Source organism: Mangrovimonas cancribranchiae, assembly GCF_037126245.1.
Classification (GTDB): domain Bacteria; phylum Bacteroidota; class Bacteroidia; order Flavobacteriales; family Flavobacteriaceae; genus Mangrovimonas; species Mangrovimonas cancribranchiae.
This window is the reverse complement of the sequence record NZ_CP136925.1, coordinates 1228427-1241120: the sequence shown is the minus strand read 5'-3', so window position 1 is coordinate 1241120 and position 12694 is coordinate 1228427. Positions and strand designations below refer to the sequence as shown.

The following is a 12694-nucleotide window of genomic DNA, read 5'->3' as shown; positions in this document are numbered from 1 at the left end:
CTAAACTATTTTATGAGTAATATTACCTTAAAAGAAGTTAAAAGCAAAAATGAGCTTAAAGACTTTGTTAAATTTCCGTTTAAATTATATAAAGATTCAGAATATTGGGTACCACCAATTATTGCCGATGAAATGGCGACATTAAGCAGTGATAAAAATCCTGTTTTTGAAAATGCCGAAGCAAGATACTTTTTAGCTTATAAAAACAAAACTATAGTAGGTCGCGTTGCTGCCATAATTAATAAATCAGAAACAGAACATCAAGGCTTAAAAAAAATGCGCTTTGGTTGGTTTGATACTATTGATGACATTGAAGTTACTAAAACCTTACTAGACAAAGTTCAAGAAATAGGTAAAGAAAATAATCTTGAATTTATTGAAGGGCCTGTTGGGTTTTCAAACTTAGATAAAGTTGGCGCGCTTACCGAAGGGTTTAACCAAATAGGCAGCATGGTAACATGGTACAATCACCCGTATTATGCTAAGCACTTTGAACAATTAGGGTTTATGCCAGAAAAAGAATATGTAGAAAGCCGCTTTTACATGAGTCAACTGGGCGATTTACGTTTTATGAAAGCGTATAATCTTATCATGAAACGTTACGGATTTAAAGTGGGTAATTTTACAACTACTAAAGAGCTTATACCGCATTTAGACACGATGTTTGAGCTGTTTAACAACTCTTACAAAGACCTATCTACATTTGTTCCTATATCCAACAAGCAAAGAGATTATTTTAAAAAGAAGTTTATAAACTTTGTCAACCCAGAGTATATCAAATTTGTATTTGACAAAGACGACAACATGATTGCGTTTGCTATTGTTTTGCCATCTTTTTCTAAAGCATTACAAAAAGTTAATGGTAAATTGTTCCCTTTTGGATTTTTAAAACTACTTAAAGCTAAAAAAGAAAGTAAGACCTTATTATTCTACTTAATTGGTGTCGATCCTAAGTTTCAAAATAAAGGTGTTACAGCAGTTATTTTTTATGAATTTAATAAAACCTTTAAAAAGCATAATATTGAAACTTGCATACGTACTCCAGAACTTGTTAATAATACAGCCTCACAACAAATCTGGAAAGAATTTAATGCCGAAGTTATAAAGCGACGAAAAACATTTAAAAAGATGTTATAAACAAAAAAATCCGATGATAACTCATCGGATTTTTTATATGTGTAATTTTATTTTTGACTACTTATCCATTGCCGCTGCAACTGACGCAGACAAGCGTTTGTAAGTACCATTTTCTAATCTATCTCTAATAGCTGAAAACGCTTCTAATGTATCGTTAACGTCTTCTAAAGTATGCGTAGCGGTAGGAATCATACGCAATAAAATTAAGCCTTTTGGTATAACAGGATATACTACTATAGAACAGAATATTCCATAATTTTCACGTAAATCTTTAACTAAAGCCATTGCTTCTGGAATACTTCCTTTTAGATATACTGGTGTTACACAACTTTGTGTTGTTCCTATATCAAAACCACGTTCTTTTAACCCGCTTTGTAAAGCATTTACATTTTCCCAAAGTTTAGCTTTTAATTCTGGCATAGTACGTAGCATGTCTAAACGCTTTAACGCACCTTCTACCAATTGCATTTGCAATGATTTTGCAAACATTTGAGAACGTAAATTATATTTTAAATAATCTATAATTTCTTGATCTGCTGCTATAAAAGCTCCAGTACTAGCTAATGATTTTGCGAAAGTAGCAAAATAAACGTCGATACCATCTTGTACGCCTTGTTCCTCTCCTGCACCTGCTCCAGTTTTTCCTAGAGTTCCAAAACCGTGAGCATCATCTACTAAGAAACGGAAGTTGTATTTTTCTTTTAAGGCTACAATGTCTTTTAAACGACCTTGCTCACCTCGCATACCAAAAACACCCTCAGAAATCACTAAAATCCCACCGCCTGTTTGCTCGGCAAGTTTTGTTGCTCTTTCTAAGTTTTTTTCTAAACTTTCTACATCGTTATGCTTGTAAGTGAAACGTTTTCCCATATGTAAACGCACACCATCTATAATACATGCATGAGAGTCGACATCGTAAACAATAATATCGTCTTTAGAAACTAAGGCATCTATAGTAGATAACATACCTTGATAGCCAAAGTTTAAAAGGTAAGCTGCTTCTTTACTAACAAAAGAAGCTAGTTCGTTTTGTAACTTTTCGTGAAGATCTGTATGACCAGACATCATTCTTGCTCCCATAGGATAAGCAGAACCATATTTTTCGCCTGCTGCAGCATCAACTTTTCTTACTTCTGGGTGATTAGCCAACCCCAAGTAATCATTAATGCTCCAAGTTATAACATCTTTTCCTTGAAACTTCATTCGGTTTGATATTTGTCCTTCCAGTTTAGGGAAAACAAAATATCCTTCGGCCTGTGAAGCCCATTTTCCTAGTGGTCCTTTGTCTCTGTAAATCTTATCGAATAAATCCTTCATATTAACTATTAATCACAGTTCATTCTTGCAAAATTAGGCATTTATATATTCCTAACATAATTATTTTATGCACGATTGTTAATAACCAACAAAAAAGCCGACCGTTGGTCAGCTTTCTTAGCTATTGTTTTTTGTAAGTTATTTCACATATTGAACGCCTACAGCTTCTTCGATATTCTCTGAATCGAAAAACCCTTGTTCGTTCATCCATTTATCGCTATATATTTTACTCATGTAGCGTGATCCATGGTCTGGAAACATCACTACAATTAAATCGTCTTCGTTAAATTTCTCATCTTCATTAAGCTGTTTAACAGCTTGCATGGCAGCTCCAGAGGTATAACCTACAAATATACCTTCTGTTTTGGATATTTCTCTTGCTGTATGAGCACTTTCTTGATCGGTTACTTTTACAAACTCATCAATAACATCAAAATCTGTAGCACCTGGTATTAAATTTTTACCTAACCCTTCTATTCTATACGGGTAGATTTCATTTTCGTCAAATTCTTTCGTTTCATGAAACTTTTTAAGAACCGAGCCATAAGCATCAACACCTAAAACTTTTATGTTTGGGTTTTGCTCTTTTAAATATCTTGCGGTTCCAGAGATAGTACCTCCTGTTCCACTGCAAGCTACTAAATGCGTGATTTTACCTTCTGTTTGTTGCCATATTTCTGGCCCTGTAGAAGCGTAATGGGCATTTATATTTAGCTCGTTAAAATATTGGTTAATATACACAGAGCCTTTAATTTCTTGATGCAGTCTTTTTGCTACTTCGTAATAAGATCTTGGATCGTCTGCACTTACATGTGCTGGACAAACATAAACTTTAGCTCCCATAGACTTTAACATGTCTATTTTATCTGGTGAAGATTTTGAGCTAACAGCAAGTATACACTCATAACCTTTAATAATACTTACCATAGCTATACTAAATCCTGTATTACCAGAAGTAGTTTCTATTATCGTATCTCCAGGTTTTAAAATACCCTTTTTTTCTGCTTGTTCTATAATGTGCAAGGCAATTCTATCTTTTGAAGAGTGCCCTGGATTAAAGGCTTCTACTTTGGCGTAATAATTACCTTTTAAGTTTTTTACAACTTTCCTTAACTTAATTAAGGGTGTGTTGCCCACTAAATCTAATACGTTATCAAAAACTTGATTTTTTTGTCCCATAAAATTTATTTAGAAGTTGCAAAAGCAACTCAAAACCTCGCAAAAATACACATTTTTTTTGACTATACAGAAATCCCTTCTAAATCTAACAGAAATGCATACTCCAAAGCGACTTCTTTAAGACTTTCAAAACGCCCTGAAGCACCGCCATGTCCAGAATCCATATCGGTATGCAGTAATAATAAATTAGTATCTGTTTTTACGTCTCTTAATTTGGCAACCCATTTTGCAGGTTCCCAATATTGTACTTGAGAATCATGAAGACCTGTAGTGACAAGTAAATTAGGATAATCTTGAGCCATTACGTTTTCGTATGGTGAATAGGATTTCATATACTCATAATAGGTTTTATCTTTTGGGTTACCCCATTCATCAAACTCGCCTGTTGTTAATGGTATAGTTTCATCTAGCATAGTGGTAACCACATCTACAAAAGGTACCGCAGCAATTACACCATTATAAAGTTCTGGATTTTTGTTGATAACTGCTCCCATAAGCAAACCGCCAGCAGAGCCTCCATAAGCATACATATGTTTTTTAGAGGTGTACCCGTTTTCTATTAGAAATTTGGAACAATCAATAAAATCGTAAAATGTATTCTTTTTTTGCAGAAGTTTTCCTTGTTCGTACCAATCACGTCCCAAATATTCGCCTCCTCGTATATGCGCAATGGCAAAAATGAATCCACGATTTAAAAGGCTTAATCTAATACTTGAAAAGTATGGATCTACTGTGGCACCATAAGAGCCATAACCATATAACAATAATGGATTACCTTCTGGACGTTTTAAATCTTTTTTATAAACTAAAGATACAGGTACTTTTACGCCGTCTCTGGCTGTTACCCAAATACGATCGGAAGCATAATTGTCTTTATTAAAACTAGCATCTAAAACAGCTTGTTCCTTTTTTATTGTTTTAGACTTTGTTTTAAAATTATAGTCGATAATTGATGTTGGCGTTGTTAATGAATTGTATGAATACCTTAATACATCGCTATTAAAATCAGGATTGTTACCTGTATAAGCTGTATAAGTTTCACTTTCAAAAGGAATATAATAATCTTCTGTACCATCCCAACTGAGCACGCGTAATTTATTTAAGCCATTACTTCTCTCGGAAAGGACAAAGTAATTTTTAAATATTTCAATATCTTCTAAGAGCACTTCTTTTCTATGCGGAATAACATCTTTCCAAAACGCTTTATCTGTATGGGTTTCGTCAGTTTTTTGAAGTTTAAAGTTACTCGCTCCATCTCGATTTGTAATAATATAAAAACTATCGTCGTAGTGGGCAATAGCATATTCTAACATTCGTTCTCTAGCACTAAAAACTTTAAATTCTTCTTCTGGATGATTAGCATCTAATATCCTATATTCTGAAGTTAATGTACTAGATGACCCAATAACAAGGTATTTCCTGGACTTAGTTTTATAAACAAAGGTGTTAAACGTGTCGTCTTGTTCATGATATACCTCAACATCTTGGCTAACATCTTTCTCTATATTATGCCTGTATATTTTATGAGAACGTAGCGTGTTTTCATCTCTACGTGCATAAAATATTGTTTTATTATCATTAGCCCAAGACACACTACCTGTTGTATTTTTTATTTCCGTATCAAAAACTTCTCCTGTAACTAAATTTTTTATTTTAATGATATACTGACGGCGACTTACAAAATCTACAGAAAAGGCCGCTAAAGTATTATCTGGACTTATCGAAATACTACCCAATTTAAAGTATGTATGGCCTTTAGCCATCTCGTTACAATTAAAAAGCAATTCTTCATCGGCATCTAAATGTTCTTTCTTTCTTGTATAAATAGGATAATCACTTCCTTTTTCAAAACGCGTAACATACCAATACCCATTAAGTTTATATGGCACGGATGAATCGTCTTCTTTAATTCGTGATTTCATCTCTTCAAAAAGGGTGTTTTGAAACCCTTCAGTATGCGATAATGCTTTTTTTGTATAGTCGTTTTCAGCATTTAAATATTCTATAACCTCTTGGTTGTCGCGTTGATTAAGCCAATAGTAATTATCGACTCTAACATCGTTATGAATTTTAAGGTTTTCAGGTATTTTTTTTGCTTTTGGAGGTATGTTGCTATTAATTTTCAAATAAGGAAATTTAAAACTTTAAGGGCGCAAAAATATAAAATTTAAATAGCTTTGCAGTCGATTAACTTAAAATAGACAAGATTATGTTTGGAGATATGATGGGTATGATGAATAAAATTAAAGAAACCCAACAAAAAGTTGAAGAAACAAAACAACGCTTAGACACCGTACTTATTGATGAGTCTAGCAACGACAATAAACTAAAAGTCACTGTAACAGCCAACCGTACTATTAAAAATATTGACCTAGATGATGACCTTCTAGAAGATAAAGAGATGCTGGAAGATTATTTAGTACTCACACTAAACAAAGCTATAGAACAAGCCTCTAAAGTTAACGAACATGAGCTTGCTGCTGTCGCTAAAGAAGGCATGCCAAACATTCCTGGTATGGATATGTTTAAATAGCTTTTAATTCGCTTAACAACTTGCCATGCATGGTATCGGTATAATTTAAGTGTGTTACCATACGTAGTTTACCGCTACCCATGTCGCTAATTAAAATATTTTTCGCTTTAAGTTTTGATACGAATTTGTCATATTCTGAAGGTTCTACTTGAAAAATAACAATATTTGTTTCTATAGGCTCAATGGTTTTTACAATAGATAATGTTTGTAACACCTCTCCTATTTCTTTGGCTTTTTTATGGTCTTCTGCTAATCTATCTAATTGATAATCTAAAGCATAAATTCCTGCAGCAGCCAAATACCCTACTTGTCGCATACCACCACCTAATACTTTACGTATTCTAATAGCATGTTGCATAAAGTTATCATCGCCAACTAACACCGATCCTATTGGGCAACCTAACCCTTTACTTAAACAAACCGAAATAGTGTCAAACATTTCACCATAAGTTTTGGCATCTTCTTGTTTAGCAACTAACGCATTCCATAATCTTGCACCATCAAGATGAAACCCCAAGTTATGTTCATTACAAACTGCTTTTATTTCAAAAATAGTATTTAAATCCCAACAAGCACCACCACCTTTATTAGTTGTATTCTCTAATTCTACTAATCTAGTTAATGGACTATGGTAAAAATCTGGGGGATTAATAGCGTCTTCTACCTGCTTAGCAGTAAACATACCACGGTGTCCATCTAATAGTTTTGCAGACACACCACTATTAAAAGACATGCCGCCACCTTCGTAATTATAAATATGCGCATATTTATCGCAAATAACTTGTTCGCCAGGATTGGTATGCAACTTTATAGCCGCTTGATTTGCCATAGTTCCGGTTGGAAAAAACAACGCACTAGATTTACCAAACATAGTTGCTATTTTGGCTTCTAAAGCATTAACTGTGGGGTCTTCTTTATAAACATCATCACCAACATTAGCACTCATCATGGCATCTAACATGCCTTTTGTTGGCTTTGTTACGGTATCACTTCTTAAATCTATCATCTGTGTAATTTTTGACTACTAAATTAATAGGAAGATTTTATTTTATCCTCATATTTTAAATGTTATTTTTGTAGAAAATGACTACAATATGATTACTTCAGATCAAATTAAAGATCTTAACACCCGCCTTGACAAACTAAGGCACTATCTTTGACATAGATAAAAAACTTATTGAAATACAAAACGAAGAAGAGCAAACCTTCGACCCTAATTTCTGGAACGACTCGCAAGCCGCAGAAAAAATCATGAAATCCTTACGAACCAAGAAAAAATGGGTCGAGGATTATAATTCATCTAAAACACTTGTTGAAGACTTAGAGGTGATTTATGAGTTTTATAAAGAAGAGGAAGCCACTGCCGAAGATGTCCAATCTAGATTTGATAAAGCAATTACTTTAATTGAGGAATTAGAGTTTAAGAATATGCTTTCTGATGAAGGCGACGATTTAAGTGCTGTATTACAAATAACCGCCGGTGCTGGAGGAACAGAAAGTTGTGATTGGGCAAGTATGCTAATGCGTATGTACTTAATGTATGCTGAAAAAAGTGGGTTTAAAGTAAAAGAACTTAACCATCAAGAAGGTGATGTTGCTGGAATAAAAACGGTAACTATAGAAATTGAAGGCGATTTTGCTTTTGGTTGGCTAAAAGGTGAAAACGGCGTACATCGTTTAGTGCGTATTTCGCCATTTGATAGTAATGCCAAACGCCACACTAGTTTTGCTTCGGTTTATGTGTATCCGTTAGTAGATGACAGTATAGAAATCGACATCAATCCTGCCGATATAGAAATTACAACCGCTAGATCTAGTGGTGCTGGTGGCCAAAATGTTAACAAAGTAGAAACAAAGGTACAATTAACACACAAACCCACCGGAATTCAAATTTCATGTTCAGAAACACGTTCGCAACACGATAACCGTGCTCGGGCTATGCAAATGCTAAAGTCTCAATTATATGAAATTGAATTACAAAAACGCATGGAACAACGCGAGGATATTGAAGCCGACAAAATGAAAATTGAATGGGGAAGCCAAATAAGAAATTATGTCATGCATCCGTATAAATTAGTAAAAGATGTTAGAACGGGCCATGAAACAGGCAATGTAGATGCAGTAATGGATGGTAATCTTGAAGAATTTTTAAAAGCCTATCTTATGATGATGGGACAAAAAACCGAAGACCAAGAAACCTTATAACTCTTTAATTAAAACTTTAAAATAATGATTACCATATACCACAACCCAAGATGCAGTAAGTCTAGAGAAGGCTTAAGCATTTTAGAAAATTCAGGAAAAGAATTTAAAGTTGTTAAATACTTAAATGATGTTCCAACAGAAGAAGAATTAACTCAAATTATTAAAAAATTAGGCATCACTCCTATCGATTTAATTAGAAAAAATGAAGCCATTTGGAAATCTGATTATAAAGGAAAAGAACTTTCTGATGACGCTTTAATTAAAGCCATGGTTACAAACCCAAAACTAATAGAAAGACCTATAGTTATTAATGGTGATAAAGCTGTTGTAGGTCGTCCACCAGAAAACATTAAAACCATTATTTAGTTTTAACGAAACCCTACTAGTTGGGCGCTTTATTTAACATACATTTAACCAAAGCCCACTAAACCATAATTTACTTTTGCAGTCCTAAAAAGAAAACTACAACCATGAATAAATTCTTTTTTGGCATTGCAATTGCCATTCTTTCATTTACTACGAGTCACGCTCAAAACAAAAAGGAAGTCACCATTACTGGTAAAGTGGTGGACAAAGCCACTAAACAACCTTTAGAATATGCTACCGTAGCGTTTTTTAGTAAAATTGAAAACAAAATTGTTACTGGTGGTATTACTGACCTAGATGGGAACTTTAGTATTCCTGTTAAAAGCGGTACTTACGATGTCTCTGTTGAATTTATCTCATTCACAAAAAAAACTTTTGAAAATAAAGAATTAACTACAGATACTAACCTTGGCACCATAATTTTAGAAGAAAGCGCACAAGCATTAGATGAAGTAGAAATTATAGCCGAACGTACTACCGTTGAAATAAAACTAGATAAAAAAGTATACAATATTGGTAAAGACCTTACCACTGCTGGAGGAACCGTAAGCGACGCTCTAAATAATGTACCCTCTGTTTCTGTAGATATTGAAGGTGCCATTAGCCTTCGTGGTAACGAAAATGTCCGTATTTTAATTAACGGAAAACCATCAGCTATGGCTGGCTTTGGCGACACCAATATTTTAAGTCAATTACCTGCCGAAGCTATTGAGCGTGTAGAAGTTATTACATCACCATCGGCACGATATGATGCCGAAGGAACTGCCGGTATTTTAAATATTATTCTACGCCAAAAAGAAACCCTAGGATTTAACGGTTCTGTAAACCTAACTTTAGGACATCCAGATAATGCGGGATTATCGGCTAACTTAAACTATCGTAAAGAAAAATATAACCTCTTTGCCAATTTAGGCTGGCGTTATTTTGATGCACCAAGAACAAATTTTTCAGATGCGACTTACTTTGATGTACCAGATGAAAATGGATTCCTTGCAGATGAGCGTATTCGTGAAGATCAAGAAGTAGAACGCTTAAACCGTAATTACAATGCAAATATTGGTATGGAATATTTCCTTACCGATAAATCTTCTATAACAGGTAGTATTTTTTACCGATATGGTGAAGATGCTGATTTATCTATTAACAATACAGATCGATTTAGAGATAATACTCCAACTGAAAAAACGCTACGCCGTGAAGATCAAAATGAAGAAGATAATAGCTATCAAATTTCATTAAATTATCAAAACCAATTTGGTGACGATCGCGACCATAAATTAACCGTCGATTTTCAATATGAAAACGATTCTGAAGAGCAGTTTACCTACTTAAATGAAGACTATATTTTTACCAATAACGCAAATCCTGAGCCCTTTCAAATTGAGCAAGAGTTTACTCAAGAAGATCAAAAAGAATATTTAATTCAAGCCGATTATGTATTGCCTTTAGGGGAAAATTCAAGATTTGAAGCGGGTTATCGTGGTAACTTTGAAAATGAAGTAACCGATTATCGTTTAGTACAAGAAGATACAGATACAGGAGAAATGATAATTAATGATCAATATACAAATGTATTTGATTATGATGAAAATGTTAATGCTATTTACTCGCAATACGGAACTAAGTTTGGTAAATTTTCATTTTTACTTGGGTTACGTTTAGAACACACACAGCTTAAAGGAAAAATAGATTCAAGATTAACCGATCAAGAATTAAATGATACGTATGGTTTTCCTATTGATACCGATTTTGACAATAATTACCTAGGGCTATTCCCAACAGTAAATGTTATTTATAATTTAAGTGGCGAAGATTCAGACACAGAAGAAAGCATTTCAGCCGGATATAACAGGCGAATTAACCGTCCACGCGGTTGGTTTATCAATCCTTTCCCTACACGTTCTAGTAGAACTAATGTGTTCCAGGGAAACCCTAATTTACAACCAGCATTTGCAAGTGCTTTCGATTTAGGTTACCTAAAACGTTGGGATAAATTAACTTTTACAACATCGGTTTATTACCAACATGAAACAGATTCTTTTGATTGGATCGAAGAGGGAATTCAGGTAAATGGTACTAATGTTGTTAGAACTATTCCTGTAAACTTAGCAACAAACCAACGTACCGGTGCCGAACTTGGTGTAATGTATAACCCTAAAAAATGGTTGCGTTTAAACTCGAGTTTTAACTTCTTTCAATTTAAAACAGATGGAGAATTTAATAACGTAGATTACAGTACAGAGAATAATAGCTGGTTTGCTAGATTTAGCTCTAAAGTTACCTTACCATGGGAAATCGATTGGCAAACAAACGCACATTACAGAGGTGCAAGACAAGATGCCCAATCTGATACCGATGGTATTTTTTCTATGGATTTAGCTTTTAGTAAAGAGTTTTTAAATAATAATGCTACAATTTCTTTAAACGTAAGAGATTTACTTAATTCTAGAAAAAGAAACTCCTTAACAACTACAGAATCTTTTACTCGTTACAGAGAATCACAATGGAGACAACGCCAAATAAACCTATCTTTTATTTACAGGTTTAATCAACAAAAACAGCGTCAAAGAGGCAACAGAAATGGTGGCGGAATGAATGATGATATGGAGTTTCAAGGATAAGAAACTCACAAACAAGCATAAAAAAAGGAAGCCAAATGGCTTCCTTTAGTTTTTTTATATAAACAATATTTATTTTTGAGCTCTTTTAGCTTTTTTCTCTTCACGAATTTCTTTAAAACGCTCGATAGCTGAACCAAAAATCCAGTAAGGAACAACAATAGTTACTAAAAAAATCATTAACCAAAATCCTATGGTTAAGATGGTTAAAAATGCTAAAAATCCTAAATATTGGTCAAATTCAAACATGGCTTATTTTTTATAATACTGCAAAGATAGTATAAAGCAACTTCTTTTACAATAGTGTTTCTAGATTTATCAACAGCTTTGTTAACATAACTTCTAAAATCAAGAAATGAGTTTAGATACAATTTTTTTAACAGGCAAAATTTCTGTGGTATGCTCAATACTTGGTCCTGCTACCCAAACAGTTTTGTAAGTCGCTTTTTTAGCAGCCTTTTCGGTCGCTTTCATACCTATATAAAAACGAAACATTTTCACCCATTTTTTTAGTTTTTTATTTTTATTAAGCATACGCTCTAACCAAGGCGACTTAGTACCTATTTTCTGTTGATAAGGTGTATTGATAACCGTACAAGGTGTTCCAGAAATACGCTCGGTTACTACAATATCATCGGCATCATAGTCTACACAAGCTTGTTTATATTCATCGGTAACACCTGCTTCAATCGATGCAATAAATACACTTCCAATAGAAGCACCAATAGCACCATAAGACAATACATTATCTAATTCTGCCTTGCTACCAACACCGCCAGCAGAAATTACAGGAATATTACAGTTCTTGTTTAATAGCTCTATTAATGCTTTTGGTGATAAATTACCGCGATGCCCTCCTGCCCTATTATTTACAGCAATAACAGCATCTGCACCTAAACTTTCTACCTTTTGCGCATATTTTAAATCGGTAATATCGCAAAATACTTTTATTCCTACTTCGTGAGCTTTTTCAATGGTTTCCTTAGGATTCCCTAATGATGTGATAATAAAATCGCAACCTTCATCACATAAAACCTCTAATTGTTTTGATGATTTTGGGTTGGATTGATTGACTATTAAATTAAATCCAAATGAACCACCTTTAGGTTTGGCTGCTTTTAATTCTCTAATAGCTTCACGTAATTCTTCTAAAGTACGGTAATTTAATGCGGGTATGCATCCAGCAATACCACTGTTCATCGCTTCTTTTACCATAGCTACGTTTGATACCAAAAACATAGGTGCCATGATTATGGGATGTTGAATCCCTAACATTTCTGTAAGTTTAGTTTGTGTCATAATAAAAAACTTGTGCTACAAATATAGTTAAATATTATGC

General features: G+C 33.8%; 11 protein-coding genes. 5 read left to right on the top strand and 6 right to left on the bottom strand.

Annotation, left to right across the window (positions count from 1 at the left end; genetic code table 11):
- The first annotated feature begins 12 nt into the window (after positions 1-12).
- A complete protein-coding gene (locus tag R3L15_RS05510) occupies positions 13-1137 on the top strand; it encodes a GTP cyclohydrolase (protein ID WP_338733739.1) in 1125 nt (374 codons plus the stop codon).
- Between the two features lie 57 nt (positions 1138-1194).
- On the opposite strand, the gene R3L15_RS05505 is transcribed toward R3L15_RS05510, so the two are convergent.
- The 3 genes from R3L15_RS05505 to R3L15_RS05495 form a co-directional block, all read right to left on the bottom strand.
- A complete protein-coding gene (locus R3L15_RS05505) occupies positions 1195-2454 on the bottom strand; it encodes an aminotransferase class I/II-fold pyridoxal phosphate-dependent enzyme (RefSeq protein ID WP_338733738.1) in 1260 nt (419 codons plus the stop codon).
- 138 nt (positions 2455-2592) lie between these two features.
- Complete coding sequence (locus R3L15_RS05500; protein WP_338733737.1) at positions 2593-3633, bottom strand: pyridoxal-phosphate dependent enzyme; 1041 nt, start codon at positions 3631-3633, stop codon at positions 2593-2595.
- A 62-nt stretch (positions 3634-3695) separates the two neighbouring features.
- Complete coding sequence (locus tag R3L15_RS05495; RefSeq protein ID WP_338733736.1) at positions 3696-5759, bottom strand: S9 family peptidase; 2064 nt, start codon at positions 5757-5759, stop codon at positions 3696-3698.
- Between the two features lie 83 nt (positions 5760-5842).
- Between R3L15_RS05495 and R3L15_RS05490 the strand changes: the two genes are divergently transcribed.
- A complete protein-coding gene (locus tag R3L15_RS05490; RefSeq protein ID WP_338733735.1) occupies positions 5843-6166 on the top strand; it encodes a YbaB/EbfC family nucleoid-associated protein in 324 nt (107 codons plus the stop codon).
- Here the strand turns inward: R3L15_RS05490 and R3L15_RS05485 are convergent.
- Positions 6159-7172, bottom strand: coding sequence for a GntG family PLP-dependent aldolase (locus R3L15_RS05485; RefSeq protein WP_338733734.1), 1014 nt, complete (start codon positions 7170-7172; stop codon positions 6159-6161). The two genes, R3L15_RS05490 and R3L15_RS05485, sit on opposite strands and share 8 nt — an antisense overlap.
- 88 nt (positions 7173-7260) lie before the next feature.
- Between R3L15_RS05485 and prfB the strand changes: the two genes are divergently transcribed.
- From prfB to R3L15_RS05470, 3 genes are all read left to right on the top strand, one after another.
- Positions 7261-8371, top strand: a protein-coding gene (prfB, locus tag R3L15_RS05480) for a peptide chain release factor 2 (protein ID WP_338733732.1) whose coding sequence is annotated in 2 segments (ribosomal slippage) — positions 7261-7323 and positions 7325-8371 — 1110 coding nt in all. Because the reading frame shifts where the segments join, the coding sequence is not laid out codon by codon here.
- Between the two features lie 24 nt (positions 8372-8395).
- Positions 8396-8737 carry an arsenate reductase (glutaredoxin) gene (gene arsC / locus R3L15_RS05475; RefSeq protein WP_338733730.1) on the top strand — a complete coding sequence of 114 codons (342 nt, stop codon included), beginning with the start codon at positions 8396-8398 and terminating at the stop codon, positions 8735-8737.
- Between the two features lie 104 nt (positions 8738-8841).
- Positions 8842-11358: a TonB-dependent receptor domain-containing protein gene (locus R3L15_RS05470; protein ID WP_338733728.1), complete on the top strand. Its 2517-nt coding sequence runs from the start codon at positions 8842-8844 to the stop codon at positions 11356-11358.
- Positions 11359-11427: 69 nt separating this feature from the next.
- Here R3L15_RS05470 and R3L15_RS05465 read toward each other — a convergent pair whose 3' ends face one another.
- Positions 11428-11604 carry a hypothetical protein gene (locus tag R3L15_RS05465; protein WP_170160058.1) on the bottom strand — a complete coding sequence of 59 codons (177 nt, stop codon included), beginning with the start codon at positions 11602-11604 and terminating at the stop codon, positions 11428-11430.
- Positions 11605-11703: 99 nt separating this feature from the next.
- Complete coding sequence (locus R3L15_RS05460; protein WP_338733726.1) at positions 11704-12654, bottom strand: nitronate monooxygenase; 951 nt, start codon at positions 12652-12654, stop codon at positions 11704-11706.
- Positions 12655-12694: the final 40 nt, after the last annotated feature.